Annotated in this window: 14 protein-coding genes; 3 read left to right on the top strand and 11 right to left on the bottom strand. The window is 56.3% G+C overall.

Annotated features, from left to right (window positions below; genetic code table 11):
• Positions 1-60: 60 nt before the first annotated feature.
• The 3 genes from NF685_RS00455 to NF685_RS00445 all read right to left on the bottom strand — a co-directional run bounded on the left by NF685_RS00455 (position 61) and on the right by NF685_RS00445 (position 2,406).
• Positions 61-1,539: a S41 family peptidase gene (locus tag NF685_RS00455; RefSeq protein WP_252848186.1), complete on the bottom strand. Its 1,479-nt coding sequence runs from the start codon at positions 1,537-1,539 to the stop codon at positions 61-63.
• A 257-nt stretch (positions 1,540-1,796) separates the two neighbouring features.
• The gene (locus NF685_RS00450; RefSeq protein WP_023978156.1) at positions 1,797-2,126 is read right to left on the bottom strand and encodes a HigA family addiction module antitoxin; all 330 of its coding nucleotides are present in this window, start codon (positions 2,124-2,126) and stop codon (positions 1,797-1,799) included.
• Positions 2,116-2,406, bottom strand: coding sequence for a type II toxin-antitoxin system RelE/ParE family toxin (locus NF685_RS00445; protein ID WP_031240361.1), 291 nt, complete (start codon positions 2,404-2,406; stop codon positions 2,116-2,118). The genes NF685_RS00450 and NF685_RS00445 overlap by 11 nt, the downstream gene beginning before the upstream one ends.
• Before the next feature lie 476 nt (positions 2,407-2,882).
• Here NF685_RS00445 and NF685_RS00440 point away from each other — a divergent pair, with 476 nt between their 5' ends.
• Positions 2,883-3,290 (top strand): VOC family protein, encoded by a 408-nt coding sequence (locus NF685_RS00440; RefSeq protein WP_023978158.1) that lies wholly within the window; start codon positions 2,883-2,885, stop codon positions 3,288-3,290.
• A gap of 397 nt (positions 3,291-3,687) precedes the next feature.
• On the opposite strand, the gene NF685_RS00435 is transcribed toward NF685_RS00440, so the two are convergent.
• The 3 genes from NF685_RS00435 to NF685_RS00425 all read right to left on the bottom strand — a co-directional run bounded on the left by NF685_RS00435 (position 3,688) and on the right by NF685_RS00425 (position 7,432).
• Complete coding sequence (locus NF685_RS00435; protein ID WP_222546376.1) at positions 3,688-5,544, bottom strand: Hint domain-containing protein; 1,857 nt, start codon at positions 5,542-5,544, stop codon at positions 3,688-3,690.
• A gap of 71 nt (positions 5,545-5,615) precedes the next feature.
• Positions 5,616-5,951 carry a hypothetical protein gene (locus NF685_RS00430; RefSeq protein ID WP_023978160.1) on the bottom strand — a complete coding sequence of 112 codons (336 nt, stop codon included), beginning with the start codon at positions 5,949-5,951 and terminating at the stop codon, positions 5,616-5,618.
• A gap of 59 nt (positions 5,952-6,010) precedes the next feature.
• The gene (locus NF685_RS00425) at positions 6,011-7,432 is read right to left on the bottom strand and encodes a beta strand repeat-containing protein (RefSeq protein ID WP_031240366.1); all 1,422 of its coding nucleotides are present in this window, start codon (positions 7,430-7,432) and stop codon (positions 6,011-6,013) included.
• 75 nt (positions 7,433-7,507) lie between these two features.
• Between NF685_RS00425 and NF685_RS00420 the strand changes: the two genes are divergently transcribed.
• Positions 7,508-8,440 carry a LysR family transcriptional regulator gene (locus NF685_RS00420; protein WP_084331061.1) on the top strand — a complete coding sequence of 311 codons (933 nt, stop codon included), beginning with the start codon at positions 7,508-7,510 and terminating at the stop codon, positions 8,438-8,440.
• A gap of 184 nt (positions 8,441-8,624) precedes the next feature.
• Here NF685_RS00420 and NF685_RS00415 read toward each other — a convergent pair whose 3' ends face one another.
• The 4 genes from NF685_RS00415 to NF685_RS00400 form a co-directional block, all read right to left on the bottom strand.
• A complete protein-coding gene (locus NF685_RS00415; protein ID WP_252848185.1) occupies positions 8,625-9,485 on the bottom strand; it encodes a fumarylacetoacetate hydrolase family protein in 861 nt (286 codons plus the stop codon).
• Positions 9,486-10,221: 736 nt separating this feature from the next.
• Positions 10,222-11,787, bottom strand: coding sequence for an efflux transporter outer membrane subunit (locus NF685_RS00410; RefSeq protein ID WP_222546373.1), 1,566 nt, complete (start codon positions 11,785-11,787; stop codon positions 10,222-10,224).
• Positions 11,788-11,797: 10 nt separating this feature from the next.
• Positions 11,798-12,874 (bottom strand): HlyD family secretion protein, encoded by a 1,077-nt coding sequence (locus NF685_RS00405; RefSeq protein WP_222546372.1) that lies wholly within the window; start codon positions 12,872-12,874, stop codon positions 11,798-11,800.
• A gap of 253 nt (positions 12,875-13,127) precedes the next feature.
• Positions 13,128-14,768: an MFS transporter gene (locus NF685_RS00400; RefSeq protein WP_222546371.1), complete on the bottom strand. Its 1,641-nt coding sequence runs from the start codon at positions 14,766-14,768 to the stop codon at positions 13,128-13,130.
• A 244-nt stretch (positions 14,769-15,012) separates the two neighbouring features.
• Here NF685_RS00400 and NF685_RS00395 point away from each other — a divergent pair, with 244 nt between their 5' ends.
• Positions 15,013-15,954, top strand: coding sequence for a LysR family transcriptional regulator (locus tag NF685_RS00395; RefSeq protein ID WP_222546370.1), 942 nt, complete (start codon positions 15,013-15,015; stop codon positions 15,952-15,954).
• A gap of 26 nt (positions 15,955-15,980) precedes the next feature.
• Here the strand turns inward: NF685_RS00395 and NF685_RS00390 are convergent, their stop codons facing one another.
• Positions 15,981-16,754: a FadR/GntR family transcriptional regulator gene (locus tag NF685_RS00390; protein WP_222546369.1), complete on the bottom strand. Its 774-nt coding sequence runs from the start codon at positions 16,752-16,754 to the stop codon at positions 15,981-15,983.
• Between the last annotated feature and the right edge of the window lie 48 nt (positions 16,755-16,802).

Here is a 16,802-nt window from a genome sequence, read left to right as displayed (position 1 = left end):
CATAAGCTCTTCTAGTTGGGATCGAGAAGCGTGAACGCCAATTCTTGCCAAAATCTGCGCCTAGTGGGGTTTTCGAGAAGCGCCTGCCAGATCGTTGGTGATCGCCAGTAAAGCCCGTTCGGCCCGTGCCCGTTCGCTTTCGCCTTCAGTTGGTGGCACGGAAATGTCGGGCACAATGCCAGCTTCCTCGTTTGCACCCTTCGCACGTAATCTCATGCAATTCGGCACTCGGAAACGAAGACGCGAATGTCGAAGGATGATGGGGTCGCTTTTCGTCATGAAGCCGCACCCATCTCCACCTGTGCGATTGCCAACAAGCTTCGCGATCCGGTTGTCTTGCATAACGGCTGCAAACATTTCAGCCGACGAATAGGGGCGCTGGTCGGCAAGAACGTAAGTCGGCCCGGTCCAGCTGCCAAAGAATGACTGAACTGTGGATGCAGAAGAAAGAGCGGCTGCAGCTTTGCTGTCGCCTAGGGCGTTTCGGGCCAGCCCAGCGGAGTAGCCTCCAGCATAGCCCGCAGAGAGTAGCCGATTGCAATTCGTCGGCGACCAGGCGCGTTGTTCGCGCCAGACCCATGACAAGTCGCAACGATGCTTACCAATCGCCGCGGTCTGCTGGGAGAAAAAGGATCGTGCATCTGTGAGCGCAGCCCTGGCGTCGTGCGACTGAGTGGCGGCGAGCGCTTCGTTAATATCTCTGATCTCGTCAGCGAAGTAGCGACCGGCATCGGATGCGTCTGCCATTAGAAGCCGTGCGGATCGTACCGGCCTGTCCGTAAAGAGACGGGGCGTCCAATCGCCGCTATCGTCGCCTCCGCTGTTATTGCCAATATCAACGACAAGGGCCGTGGCCCCGGTGTGACGCAGCGCCCTGATCTCAGCCGCCATATCATGAAACCAGCGTAACTCCGCCGCTTCACGCACTGAATTGGGAGTGATTGCCCTGCCAGCCTGCCGCAGGTCTGCCCAGGCATGCAAACAGGCGGCAGGAAAGGCGCGGGCACGGAAGTTCTGGATGCGGAGGATACCAAGCGTCACGCCCGATCGCGTGATTGTGCCGGTCCTGAACGTCGAGCCAAGCCCGTCCAATATCAACTTGAAGCCGGGTAGCCCTTCCAGTGGCAAAGAAAAAGCGACTGATCCGGTCGAGGCGTATCCCAGCGCTGCGCATCCTTCGATCGGTGCCGCCGGATCAAGAGCAGGCCGGCTGGGCTCAATCGGAGGTGTCGTCGCTACAGCGAGGTACGGCAACTCCGAGAGATGTCCATCATGAAAGCCAGCGATAAAAGCGCGAATGGCGTCGGCCGCCTGGGTGTCGTCATTTGCCGACGCCACTGCAGCCGCAGTATTACGATCAAGCGCAGGCAAGTCGATTCCGCCGGCGTCGGACGCCTTCCATGCGAGATTAGCGTAACGGTCCACCAGCTCGGATTTGAGCTGTGAATAATCCTGTTGCCACGCTTTGCGGTCAAACGAGGCGGCCGCAGATGCCGTCGAGGTCAGCAGACTTAAGACAATCGGTAGAAGCAGACGCATATAGAGCTCCATTGGGGCAGCACCGTATGCCCATGGGCTAAGCCGGATCATACAAGCCGGGCGTTACGCGTGGCGACGATACTCAGAAGGCCAGCAGTCTAGCACGGAAAGATCGAGAGGTTGGGAGAAAGCACGGCTCTCTCGCTTATCGCCTGGATTAAGTCGTCCCCAATTCGCACGCCAGATGAAGCAGTCGAGATGAATTGGGAGGGGCAGTCGAATAAACCCCTGCCCTGTCTACATGATAATATGCTGCTTCATACCCGCCGCTCTAGGGTATTTGCCCGATTTGGGATTCCGAAATGCTGAATGCACAAATTGCTCGCATGTGCTCTGGCCTGAGCAAGGTCGAAGGTGCTCTGCATGCGCATCAGCGTTTCGGCTCGTACGCCAAAGGCCTTCTCGAAGCGGATCGCCATCTCTGCGGTTAGCCCACACCTCCCATTCAGAAGGGCGCTGATCGCCTGGCGGGAAACCCCCAGATGCTCGGCGACGGTGTTGATCCTGATATTCTGAGGCTCAAGAAGCTCGGTTTTGATCCAGTCCCCGACATGGACTGCGAGCGAGCTATGCATCTTAAGCGCCATGGTCGTCCTCCAAAGCCATATCGCAGAGTTGTCCCTGCTCATTGAGACGAAAAGTAAGCCGCCAGTTTTTAGTGACGGTCATGGACCAGGTGCCTGCCCGCTCTCCGACCAAAGGATGCTGGCTATAATTTGGAGGCACCGTGAGCTCATCGAGTGATTCCGCAGCGTTGATGAAGGCGAGCATCTTTCGTAACTGGCTTACATCGCCGACCAGCCCTTTGGCATTTCCCGTCTCAAAAAAGCGTCGGAGGCCTTTGTGGCTGATGCTCTCGATCTCCATGCGTGTAAGGTAATGCATTACATCAACGATGTAAAGATGATCGTTACGTCGAGCGTATGGGCGGTTAGGGTGATAAGATCGACGATCGGAGAAAATGGCTGTTTCCCGCCATTCCCCTACTTCCGCTTCTTTCTATTATCGGAAGTAGGGGAATGGCGACGGAACGGTGATGAATGGGAATGATACTAGGACATAAGTTTGTTGTGCTCGAGATCTATGAGAGTATCCGCAACGTTGGATCAGTGTCTAAAGCCTTGACCTACCACGTTCTTCAGCTACGGTAGCGTTGCCTAAAAAGACAGCGATGTAGGTATGGTGACAACCTGCGGTCTCTCTGGAGACAGTCACGCTTGAGCGTTTGAACCCGCTTTTGGCCATGGCCGGACACAACGAGGATTGGCCTCGTTAGTGGTCGGTCGTCGCTGTCTGCATCGCGATTGGCTCGTGTCCGTCTCAATAACGGAAAGGGACGATTCATGAAGCTCAATCACATTAATCTCTACAGCCATGACATGGAAGCTGACCGCGTCATGTTCGAGCAGTATTTCGGCCTGCAAACACTCGTCGTACGCGGAAGCAGGATGGCGATTATGCAAGATGATGACGGTCTTATCTTGATCGTGAATCATTTCGATAGGCAACTCGATGGGTTCGAATACCCAAGAAATCTCGATATTTTGCATATCGGCTTCATTCTGAGGTCCCGCGAAGCAGTAGATGCTTTGTTCGCTCGACTGAAGGTGGATGGCTGGGAAACTCAGATGCCGCACAAAACGCATGGCGCCTGGTCGTTCTACTTCCGGGCCAAGGGCGGTTATTTTATTGAAGTCACGACGGTGACGCCAATCCGCCCTGAGGAAGCGTATGCCGGTGGGCCGCTTTAAAACCCTCCGGGAGATTGGGGAGTTCTACCAACCATAGGTACTTCGGCTTCGCGAGAAGACGAAGTACCTATTCCACGCGCATACACTCGTCCGATGCTCTGGATACTTTGCATGAGTCCGGTCGTGCTCGGTCCAGCAAATCAGGCAGATAACGAGAGAGCGTGCAGCCGCTGATTTGCGGAGTATTGTGATGAAAGCACTCACTGACTCACAGCAGAGTACGGCAGATGTGCGTCGCGTGCTTGTGCCGCTCACCAATTCACGAAGTGCGACGATTAGGTGAAGTTGTGGGCGCCACCGACCGAATGGACACTCGTCCCGTTCAGCGGCTAAGCGATAGATCATTGGCGGTGTCGTTTCAAGGAAAGCACCTTGCACTCGATAGGGTATCAAAAAACTAAGTGGCAGTCTTTGCAACAGCGGGATTACGCCCAACTGTATCCCCCCTCATCTTCTCCGGCTGCTTGAGGGGATAGGGGCCGCCTGCCAGAATATCGATACATAGTATCGCGAACGATGTCGGGTACCGTACTGGCAAAACGAGCGTCGCGTCGCCATCTGTCCATCGCATGTTCGCTTCCACCAGCGGATGCCAGCCTGCGATGTGGTTATTTTCCAGATGAATACGGATCTCACTGGTTTTGCTCGCTTCAAACAGAGTGATCTTGCTTACCAAGACACCAAGATATCGACGGTCATCCACGAAGGGACCTATGGCGTCACAGGGCCGTGATACATTGGACCGCAACCTCAAGACCTGGATATCGGGAGGCAAAGAGAAAACTACACGGTCCGGAAAGATGCGTCGGGGCCATAATATCGACTGATCTTCGGTAACCAACTTGATGTCCCAATCATCCGTTATGAAGGGCACCCCGTCACAGGAGGGCATGGACGCTATGGCACGCGCCTTGCATGCTTTGAAAACCGGCTCGACAAACGCACGATCCACGCAGAGGGGGGCGGCAGAGCGAGACCAATCGCGCGGCGTCTTTATAGGCGTTGCTCCGCTTGATGACGAGAATGCGATGCGATTGCCCGTATCAAGATAACTCTCGGTTTCAGCGCCGTTTGCATAAATGACAGCGTGCTCGGCAGTTTCAAGGTGGTAGTAACGATACTCCGTCAGTGTCCGATCATAAACTATATTTTCACCATTCACCAGCATACGTACCGGTATGAACCGTCCGTCAATGAAGACACAATGCTCCGAAGTGACCAGCAGATCTTGATAAGGCCTGTCATTTCCAATAGCATGTTTTTTTATCCTTACAGGATAGCCAGCTTCATCATCCGGGCGATCCGGATTGATTGTCCTGTGTCTACTCCCCACCCAGATGATCTTTCGCACTGCCAGTTCACCGTTGGCACTCACAATGACACTGTCACCGCTCTCGAGCGTTTCGACAGGTCTGTCACCATCAGGCGTGCGGATCATGCTCCCCGCGAGGAAGCACACACTCGCCAGAGCTTCGATCGATAACGTTTTACCCGTTTTACTGATGGTGAGTGGGCCACGGCCGGACGTCGAGTAGGTTCCGGCTGTGAAATTTGTGCCCGCGACCGCTATTGAAGCGATGGTGTTGCCGCTACTATCGGTGACGGTAATCGTCTGGGAATTACCCGACGTCGCAATCTGGTAAGCGGCCGGTGTCGAGGACAGGTTCGTGAACTGTATGATGTCACGCGCGGCGTCAAACCCTGTAATCGTTGTCGATGACAGATTGACCAGAGCCCCTCCGGCATTGGCTATGAATGTCCCACCACCCTGGCCGAAATTGATTGTGCTCCCTGACAAAAGGCTGAGCAACCCGCTCCCGTTGCTGAACACACCTCCACTATTGATGTTGACGGTTGTGCCACTCAGGGCGTTCGCCACAAGACCGGATGCCAGGGTGGCGTTGCCCCCATCGACATCGATCGTAGTGCCGCTCAGCGCCGACGCACCGGTAGATATGACCGCCGTACCCCCGACATGGATCGTGGCGCCTGAGAGAGCGCTCAGAACGGTGGTCACGGTGCCTGAGAACCCGGGGGGAATCACATACGTGCCGCCGCCAAGTCCCAGGATGGATACAATGCTGAGAGTTGTGTTGGATGTGGTGAGAACATTACTGGCCGGAATTCCGGTTACCGTATTCGTCCCGCCATTCGCGTATGTGATGAGAAGGTCGTAAGTCGCCCCTATACCGAGCAGCCCGGAATGATAGGTAAGGCCGTAAGTCACGCCACTGGCGTTTTTGTAATTCGTCATTTGGGAATACTCCCGGCAGGCTGCTGTCGCAGCATCCGTTCAGCTCAAGTGCCGTCGCCTGTCTTGAGAGTTCAGTTCAGACGATCCGCCGGTAAATTATTGCGGTCGATCATTGCGAGAGCCTCGAGCAACGATCTTGCGAGCACTTTGGTCGCGTCTCGGGTCAGGCGGAGATGTACAGTTGCCGAGACTGCTATATTCTCGCCGACCGGCCGCTCTGCCGCCAGAGTGACGGTGACTACGTCGCCGATGGTCCCATAGACGGGCACTTTATCGGCAAATATCATCGGGGCATTGTCGATATTTGTCATCACAATACGCTTGGTCTCGCCAGCGCCACTCGGGGTGCCGACATCGGCTGCACGCTCAGTACTGACAGTCCTGTCGTTTCGGCTGATCTTGCTCATCCCTGTCTCCTTGTCCGCGAAATTCGGACCGGGCGATCCCGGCCCCCATCCGGTTTGAATTATGAAATGGTGATACTGGACGCTTTGAGATCTCCCACGCCTAGAAAGGTCACCTTCATATTGTTGTCGAGTTGTAGCGTCGTATTGCCGCCCGAAACTGTTGCGGTATCCAACAGGTTCTTGACGGCCTGATCGGCATCTGCGGGCTTGTAGTTGTACATGAAAAACATGTTTCCGGCGGCGCTGCCAAAATCGGTGATGGTGATATCTCCACCATTATGCCCGGCAAGAACACCGAAACTATTGGCCGCACCATTTCCGCCGGTGACGGTTGCATAACTGTTTCCGTTCGCGTTTTCGAATTGTGTTCCAAACACAAAGTGATCAGAGCCCGACCCACCGATGAGCGTGTTGTTGCCCGCCCCTGTCCAAGCCTCCAGCGTCCCTCTGGATGAGGACGCGTCGATATATTGATCCCCGGTGGTATTGGGTTGATTGGCCGTAAATAGTGCACGTCCGGCTGTATCGACCGTCGCGTGCAGGCTGTTAGCGCCCCAGATGGTTCCTAGACCCGCATTGATGGATGTATCGCCGGTACCGGAGATGAATTGCAGCGCACCAGAGACGCTAATGGCCTGCGTTGTCCCGTGATAGACCTGCAAGTCACCGGCCGCAGAAATCGTGTCTCCGACTGTCCCGATGATGGTTCCTGTCTCGCCAGTAAAAGTTACAGTCGATCCCGTACCGCCAAAAACGGAGCTATTGGTTCCAACCGATATGTCGCTGCCTGTGAGCGCCGTGTCGACGACTAATGCATTGGACTTGAGAGTGACGCTCGAATCTCCGCCGATCAGGGTGACCGTATCGGACCCATTTTCAACACCTGTGATCGTGTCCTGACCCTCGGACGCCACAAAATTCGTCCCCGTGCCCAGCGTGATGAGATTGCGCCCCTCTCCAGGACGAATATTGTTGACGCCACGTGCGGCAATGATGGTGTCGTCGCCCGAACCGGTTGCAATCGTCCAGTTTCCGCTCCGGCCAGTACCGTCGAAAAGGTTATTGCCAGCCGTCGATACGAAAGTTCCGTTGTAGTTCCCGGCGTAGAAACTCGTGCTCGCCGTGTTGCCCGCCAGCACGGAGAGGCTATTTGACGTTATACCACTCCCATTAACGGTGACAGGCAGTCCCAGGGGACTGATGGCGCCGCTTGCGCTGTTTTCCGAGCCAATCAAGAGATTGGTGTAATTACCGCTCATGGCGAAAGAGCCACCAATGGTCACGACACCTTGCGCAGTACCCGTGGTGATGTTCGATACCGTGCCCAAACCCCTACCGAGATCAATCGATCCAAACGATCCACCACTAGCGGCATCAAATATCTGTTTCGCGTAAGCGGACGCCAGGCTTTCCATCCGGGCCCCGTCTACTGTGACCTGGACTGTCATGCCCGACGAACCAACTACAGTGACAATGCTCATGTGGCCGCCTCCAGCATAAAGCGTTAAAAGCAGGAAGCATGTCAGGGGTCCTGCTCAACGACATCAGCTGGGATTATGCAACATCCTATCATCCTACCATTATACCGATTAATGTCTTATTCATGCCGAATGGGTATGGATCTAAGGCGACTTCGATCGTTCGTGGCTGTGGCGCAACTCGGGAGTCTGACCCGTGCTGCGCGTCATTTGCACATCGAGCAACCGCCGCTGAGCAGACAGATTTCGTCTCTTGAAAAAGAGGTCGGTTTTGACCTTTTCACTCGATCGCGAACTGGGATGAGACTTACCGAGCTTGGTTCTGTATTGAGTCGGCACGCAAGTCGAATCGTGGAGGAAATAAATATATTAGATAGTATTATAGAAATCTCCAGGAGAGAATACAACCACAAGATAAATATAGGACTTGCAGATGGTTTACATAATCTCGACCGGCTCATAAAATCCATGATGGTCATGAGGTCTTTTGACTCTCAGGTAATTTTCGGATTAAAGCACGACTGCAATGAAAATATTATCGCTATGCTCAAAGATGGGGCGGTAGACGTCGCTCTAATTTGGGGAGAGGTTGACGATGATAATTTTACGAGCAGAATTATACTTCAAGAAAAAATATTCGCGGTAATACCAGACAAAAATTCTAAAAAAAATAGCTTCTACCAGAGCATTTACGATGTCGATTATAAACACATATTGAGTCCGTCAAAATATCGCAATAAATACTTTGGAGACATGATGGAAAATCTATTTCCACCCGAGAGTGCAGTAAAAACCAACCTCAATCACGATATCGACTTGTTATCTCTCGCCCCAATGGTCGCTTCCGGCGCAGGATGTGGCTTTGTTCCGGAGTTGCTCACCGCTACCAGCGTAAATGGGGTCTCCTATGTTGAAGTCCGTGGTGATGAAGCGATATGTGTGGCGTCTCTGGTAACGCGTCGTGAAATTTTGCCACCTCTTGTGCGGACTTTTCTGTCCAGTTTCAGCTAGACAAATACCAAGGCATGATTGCTGCGTTCAAGACAATCCGCAACAAGGATAGCGTTGGAAGACATAGGGGTTCCTTGGGAGGGGTAAGTAAGACTATTGAAAGTTATGTACGCCATCTTTTTTCACAAACTTACATGCATAAATTAGTCATTTTTAAGTAACTAGAGCAATATCCAAGTAGATTTCAGCATGATTTTTCATCTATTTGCCGCACGACGTATTGCTTCTGCTGTCCGAGCCCGCCGATTCCGAGTTCGACAACATCTCCAGGACCAAGATAGATCGGATTTGGTTTCATCCCCATACCTACTCCCGGTGGGGTGCCGGAGGCGATAACATCGCCCGGGAGCAAAGTCATATAGCGACTAACATAGGCCACTATCTGCGCCACAGAGAAAATCATTGCGCAGGTATTGCCTGTTTGCATCCGACGCCCGTTTACGTTCAGCCAGATATCCAGCTCTTGAGGTCGAGGTACATCCTCTTTCGTGACAAGCCATGGGCCGAGTGGACCGAATGTATCGCAGCCTTTTCCTTTGTCCCATTGGCTGGATTGCATTTGGAAAGCACGCTCGGAAACATCATTGGCGATGGAATAGCCAGCGACATAGCGTAGTGCCTCATCCTCTGTCACATTTCGCGCGCGCGTGCCGACTATGATGGCGAGTTCGGCCTCCCAATCGAGTTTTGTGGCGCCTTGGGGCATTATGATTGGATCATTGGGTCCCGACAATGCGGTGATCGCCTTCAGAAATATGATTGGCTCTGCTGGAAGAGGAAGACCCGCCTCTTCCGCGTGATCGCGGTAGTTAAGTCCAATGCAGATATATTTTCCGATTTCTGAAACTGGGACACCCAGACGGGGATTAGACTTAACCAAGGGTAGACTTGATGGATTGATAGCAGCCAATTCGGCTAGCCGCCTAGGGGCTAAGACGGACGCCGAGACGTCCTCGATGACACCGGTCAAGCTTCGCAATAGGCCAGCTTGATCCACCAGGCCCGGTAATTCCTTTCCCGGCTCTCCGTAACGGCATAATTTCATATCTGAATCCTCGCCTGTCTGTCGTGATCACAAATGATCGCGGCGGATGCTTCGAATGCGTAAGCGGTCTATGTTGTGTATCCTGTAATTGCTTTACTGCTCCCCAGGTCCGATTCGTGCCCAAGTATCTGCGCTCGATCCGTTATATCGAACGCGCAGGTGTATTGATACGTATAGGTCGGGATAGTGCTTGTCCGTTCGTGGGCAGCGAGGGGCAAGACAGGGGGCCTTATCGTTAGGGCCAGTGAGTCACCTCGTTGTCCCGCCTTTGTTTCCTCTGGATCATCAACCAAAAAGCGGCTGGCGCGCAGAGCAGTGTGTTGCCAAGAGCGACTTTTGACGTGGCGCAAGCCGACATCAGACATGCAGCCTTCCTCTTCGGACATCAGCCTGAATGAAAACAGCACAGCCGGGTCACCTTTGGCTGCCCACGTCCCCAAGATTATGTCTGCACCAGCGCTAAGGACCAGGCAGTCGCCGGACCTCAGACAGGCGCTGTCCGCCCCATTTGTCGCCGTTATAACCGTATCATCAAGTACAAAAGTTCCAATGTCGACAGCAGTTTCGCGTCCCAGCCTAAAGGCCGCGTCGGTCCTCAGTTTGATCGGTTCAGTCACACCTATTCGCCCCCAGCGCCTGAATGCATGGTCGCTACAGTTCCTAAACGAAAAATGACCGCCAATTGTGATATCGTGCTTGACCATATGAACCAGTTCGTCAGGGTGTCGTACCGTGATCATCCCTCCCGCCTTTTATCGCTGGCTGATTTCAGAACCGCCTGCTGCGTCGTAGCGACAGGATATCGTGGTTCCCAGCCTCCACCAAGTGCGCGGTAGAGACGTGCCACAGAAACCGAAACCGTCGTTGTCGATTGCACAAGCTGGCTCTGGCTTGTCAAAAGCGCGTTCTGTAGTGTCAGCACATTCAGAAAGTCTGACGCCCCATGCACATATTGCAACTGGGCGAGGCGCACGGCCATCTCGTTCTGGGCCACGGTCTCCCTCAGGCGGTCACGCTGCTGCTGGGCGGCCGAGAAGTCAGCCATGGCATCGTCGATTTCCTGCCATGCCTTGAGGATGGTGCGCTGAAGGGTTATCGCCGCTTCCCTCTGCTGCGCACGGCGCAGGCGCAACTGCCCCGTCAGGCGGCCGCCTTCGAACAGCGGCAGCGTCATGGTCGGGCCGAAACCATATTGCCGCGAGGCCCAGGAGCCGAGCCCGCTGAACTGCAGCGCCTGCACGTCCAGACTGCCGGAGAGGGTGATGCGCGGAAAGAAATCCGCTACAGCCACGCCAATGCTGGCGGTGGCAACATGCAACTGTTCTTCTGCCATGCGAATGTCGGGCCGACGCTCCGCCAGTCGTGACGGCAGACCGACGGGCACCGTATCGGGTACCGGCGGTATCGGTGCCGGCGTGCCGAGCTGTGTTCGGAGCGCTCCCGGCTCACGTGCTACCAGAAAACTCAGCGCGTTGATCAGATGCACTTCCTGTGCGCGCAAGATCGGCAGGCGCGACTGGAATCCGCTGAGCTGACCACGGGAATCCGCCACGTCGAGTTGCGTGGAGGCGCCTTGCGTGAAGCGCATCGTCGTCAAATCGACACTATGGCGCGCGGTGTCGATATTGCGCTCGACGATTGCGATCTGCGCCTGCACGCCGCGCAGATCGAGATAGTCCTGCGCGGTCTCGGCCATAAGCGAGACCAACACGTCGCGCTGCATGTCCTGCGTCGCCTGGACCGCCGCAGTTGCGGCCTCGACCTGGCGTCGGACATGACCCCAGAGATCGACTTCCCAGGACGCACTCATGCCGTATTGGGGTAAGTTGAAGGAAGGATTGCCGACTGTGCCCGGCATGGCCACGGGACCGAAGCCCTGCGCGCCGCTGGCGACATCACCCGCGCCCGCGCGTTCCAGCGTGCCGAGCAAGCCGAGGATACCGTTGGTACTAGCCCGCTCGCGGGCATAGGAGGCATTCCCCTCCATATGCGGGAACTGTGCCGCACTTGCGATCCGCCGCTCTGCGATGCTTTCTGCAAGGCGATAGGCGCTTGCCCGCAGATCCAGGTTGGCGGACGCGACCTGTTGTTCCAGTGCGGTCAGCACCGGATCGCGATAGATCGTCCACCATTGCGGATCGGCGGGACTTTCCTCGGGTCGGCTTTCAGCATCGGTCATGCTGCGATGCCAGTGCGGCCCGCTTGCGATATCGGGCTTGTTATAGTCGGGCCCAACGGTGCAGGCGCCGATTAGGAGCATGCTCGCCAGGGAGAGCGTGCGTTGGCTAAAGCCTATGGTCATGATCCGTTCCTCACCGCCACAAATAGCGGGGATCGTTCGCCCTTACGCCCTCGGGATGCGATGCCGTGTCGATCCGGACTTCGACCGACATCCCGATCCTGACCCGCGCCGCCAGAGTCTGGCCGGGATCGAGGACGATGCGCACCGGGAGGCGCTGGACCACCTTTGTGAAGTTGCCGGTGGCGTTGTCTGGCTGGATAGGCGCGAAGGCCACGCCGGTCGCCGGCGGGATGCTGTCGACATGGGCATGGAGAGGCTGACCTGGGAATGTATCGACCCAGACCGTCGCTTTCTGCCCCGGCACGACATGCGTGAGTTGCGTCTCCTGGAAATGGGCGACCACAAAGGCGTCCTGGACCGGGGTGACAGCCATCAGCGCGCTGCCGGGATTGACGTAATTGCCCACGCGCACGCCGCGAGCGCCGACCACGCCGTCCACCGGGGCCGGGATGGTACAATAAGACAGGTCCAGCGCCGCCCGCTGCTGCTCGCCCTCGGCGCGGATCAAATTCCCTTTGGCGCGCTCGATCTGGGCTGTGAGCACGTCCTTTTCCTGTATTGCGGCCAGTACGGCGGCCTCGTCGCGTGCTTTGGCGGCCATGGCCTGGCGGGTCTGTGCGACCGTATGCTGGCGCTGCTCGATCGAGCCGGCGCCGCCTGCGGCCAGCGTGCGGTAGCGCGCCTCGTCCTGCTGGGCGAAAGTAAGTGAGGCGTCGTCGGACTGTACCGCAGCGCGCGCGGCGGAGATCAGCGCGTCCTGCCGCAAAAATTCCGCCTGCAGGTTGACGATGTCCGCCCGCGCGGCGGCAACGTTGCCCTGCGCCACCTTGAGTGCCGCACGGTAGTCGTCATCCTCTATATGGGCCAGCACCTCCCCCTTGCGGACGCGCTCGTTGTCCTGCGCCATCACGGCATCGACGCGCCCGCCGACCTTGGGAGCGACGACGGAGGAATAGGCCGACACGTAGGCGTCATTCGTCTCGACGTTGACACCATCGCCGAGCACGAGCCGATCGCCGCCCCAGGCCGCCGCTCCTAGCACCACGACGCCGGCCACTAGCAGCAAGACCTTCGTTGTTGCGTTCATGAATACTCCCTCTGGCGGCCCCGCTGGCCGCATTGTCTGTCGCGGATTGCGCGGGACCGTCAGGTCAGCTTCAGGTAGATCGTCACGACGAGGGCCACGAAGTAGCCCTCGATCCGGTCACGCAGCGTCCACCTCGGAGCTATCGAGCAGCTCGTATAATCCGATGATAGGATGTCTCGATGCCGCAGTCGGCGAGCATTCCGATACGAACTGGTCTTCATATTAGTCTCACATGACATACTGCCCGCCGCCGTCAGCGAGCGGGAGCGGTGGTGGAGAGCGCGCGGGGTGGATAGACCCGTTGCGGCAGAACCAGATTGAGGACGAGCAAGACCGCGCAGACGCCGATCATGATCGTGTAGATGTCTGCACAGGCGAGAATGAGCGCCTGCTCCGATACCTCGCCGTGCAGCAGGACGATCATGTTCCAGTCAAGTCGGGCTGGATCTGCGATATGCGGCGCCAGAAGCGCATGCGCAGGGTCGCCCCAGGGCTGCAAACCGTTATGGTTGGTGCCATATGTGTCGAGCAGCATGGTGGAATGGAATTGCTCACGCCGGCGCAGCAACGCGGAAATGACGGCCGCCGCAATCGCGTTGGCCACTCCTTTGGTCATGTTGAACATGCCGGAGATGAACGGCCCGTCGGCCGGGCCCAACCCCATCGTTGCCAGCATCAGGATTGCGATGACCATCATGGGCTCACTGGCCACCTGCAGGAACTGCATGGCGTAGAAGTTCTCGCGGACCCAGTCGGCATCGATCCAGGTGCCCAGGAAATAAGACAGCCCTTGGATCGCAAGGCCCGTCATCAGCACATGACGGCAATCTACCCGGCGGATATTGCACAAGGCCGAGACCAGCGGCAGCGCCAGCACCTGCGGTACCGCCAGGATCAGCATGACCGGCGCGATCTGGATCGGGCGATAGCCGCGCACCTCTTCCAGATAGACTGCAGGAATTTCCGCTGTGACCGCGCCCAACACCAGAACCGCCGCTAATGTCAGCAACGCATCTGTCACGTTGCGCTGCTTGAGCAATTGGATTCGGAAAAATGGTACCGGATGGAACCATTCATTGACGATGAAGAGAACGAAAAGAAATCCGCCGCCAAAGAACAGATGAGTGATCAACGGCGAGCGAAACCAATCCAGCCGGTCCCCCTGTTCCAGCGCAATCACCAGCATGCAGATTGAAGGCAAGCCGGTGAGAAGGCCACGCCAGTCGAACTGACGGAAACGCTCCAGCCGGATCGGGTCCTGCGGGAGGCCCCATGCCACGCATATCATGGAAACGAGACATAGCGGCACGATCTGCCAGAACAGGAACGGCCAGCCGACATACTCGAACCAGAATCCCGCCAGCGGCGCGCCGCCCAGGTTCGGCCCGAAGGTCGCGGTTAGGGCATAGGCACCCAGGCCGTAGATCTTGATGTTGGGCGGCAGGAAGCGCAGCGCAACTGTCATCAGCATTGGCGGCAGACAGCCGCATGCCATCCCCTGCACGCAGCGCAGCAGCAAAAGCGATGTCAGGTTGGGCATGAAAGGGGCGATCATACCAAGCGCGCCGACTAGTCCCGTCATCGCGATCGTCAAGCGGCGGATGGAGAACGTCACCGAGCACCATGGCGCAAACGCCATCGCGGCGATGTTGAAGGCCTCGAACAGGGCCGTGAACCAGGTTCCCTCGTCGTGCCCCAGATGGAACGCGCCCCTTATATCGGCAAGCCCCGCCTCGGTCGTGTGCTCGTTGAAGCCCGCCAACAGGACTGCCAGCAACACACCCGCCAACCCCGTGGCCAGGCGCAGACCGAACACCGGCGCCTTAGGGGGTGCTTCGGGACGGATCGGTATGCGGGTCAATTCCGTGGCGCCGCCGGCTAGGGACCATGTCATACTATCTGCGTGGTCCATGGGACACCTCGCCGCGGGATCATTGAAGAATGCTTTCCAATTTGAAGAAACATCCCATCTTTGTGAACACTCAATTATGCAATCGTCTGAGAGCAAATATGGAATTGGGCAGTGTCAGATATCGATTGCGACAGGGCGAAGTGTCTGCCAGCTTGTCCGGAAACAACGCAACAAAGATACAACACAATTCATCCTATGATCGGATCTTTAAGCAGGGGAATATTCGATGGGGAACATAACAAGCGGCTACGACCTCAATCTCCTGAAGGCGATGAACGCTTTAGTCGAAGAAGCGAGCGTCACTGGGGCAGCCGCGAGATTACAGGTGAGTGCCGCAACCATGAGCCGCACGTTGTCGCGTCTGCGCGAGACATTTCGAGATGCCATTCTGGTGCAGTCAGGTCGTCATATGGTGCCGACACCACGCGCCCTGCAGATGCAGCCGCGACTCAATCAGATCCTCGCTGCTATCGGTGACCTCTATCACCCGCGCCGTGAACTAGATTTCACGGGCTTGGCGCCGATTTTCCGTATCCGGGCCGCTGACGTGGTGATCGGTCCATATGCCGAGGCGCTGCTTCGTGCGTTGCGCGTCGATTGTCCCGCCACCACATTGATTTTCACAGCAGAGTCCAGCAGCGACGATAGCGATTTTTTGCGTCAGGAAGGGATAGATCTCTATATTGGAGCCACAGCGTTCCTGCGGCCTGAGATCATGCGGCGGAATTTGTTCGAGACCCGATTTCGCGGCGTAGTACGGGCTGGCCATCCCCTTCTGCTGGGCGACATCACACCTCAGACCCTGGTGACTTACGATCACATTGCCGTCTCACGCCGGGGGCGACGACGGGGACCGATCGACGAGATACTCTCGGATCAATATGGCTTGACACGCAACGTCGCTCTTTTACTCACTTCTTTCTATGCTGCGCTTCAAGGTCTATCGCAGACCGATCTCGTTCTCTCAGTACCCGATATCGTCATCGACGCCTCACGACTCGATCGTTTGGGACTTTTCGCTTTTCCATTGCCGATCGAGCTTGATCCCGTAACTATTTTTCAAGCTTGGCACCCTCGGCACGAGAACGACCTGATTCATCAGTGGCTGCGACGCACTGTGATGCAGGTCATGTGTCGAAGTCACGTTGCGAGAGGGTCAACAGTCTAGGTAATAAACACGCGAGTGGCGCTGGTTTAACGCCCCTGCTTAGATATCCCAGAAATGTTGCGCTCGGATATAGGTATGTCTGGAACTCTATGGTCAAGACTGAAGGCATCTATCAGCGGATGAAGGATTGCAAGTGCGGCGTGTGCTGCCTGGATGGGATCACCAGCTTTGATCGCGTGGTAAAGGTCGTCGTGAAGCGATAAACTTGGCTCTGTAACGCCGTGTTCGACCATCGCCGCGCGCGCAGCATCACGGGCGGTGCCAAGGAAATACCGATAGAGCTCAATCAGGGCTCGATTTCGGCTGGTCTCTGCAATTGCACAGTGAAAGGCCGAATCTCGCTCAAGAAACATGTCAACACTCTGGCCTTCAACCCAGTACCCTCGGGCATCGAGTCGTGACTTGATCCGTTTCAGGTCAGTTGTTGTGCGTCGTAGGGCCGCGAGTCTGGCCGCCTCCACTTCTAACATAGCCCGCAATTCAAAATGCTCACGCAGGCTAGACCGACGTAGCGTTCGCATCATCGCAGCGGGGTCATCTTGGGAACGCACATAGGTACCGTCCCCCTGCCTGACTTCAAGAATGCCTGCGTGAGACAGCACTCGAATAGCTTCGCGCACTGTATTGCGCCCAACCTGTAGTAGTTCGCTGAGCTCTCCCTCCGTGGGAATTCTCTCACCGAGCTGCCATACTCCTGAGGCTATACGTTGATTCAAGGCGTCAAGGGCAGAGTCCACGAGAGACTGACGTCGGGTCGAGGTGAGGATAGGCATATGCGGTGCGAGAAAAACCTCAGACATTATCTTTCCAATCTTTGGTCGGACATTGTCCGCCGAAGGTATTAGTCC

Source organism: Asaia lannensis NBRC 102526, from assembly GCF_024054035.1.
GTDB classification, from domain to species: Bacteria; Pseudomonadota; Alphaproteobacteria; order Acetobacterales; family Acetobacteraceae; genus Asaia; species Asaia lannensis.
The sequence above is the reverse complement of the archived record's forward strand: the minus strand, read 5'-3'. Positions and strand labels throughout refer to the sequence as shown.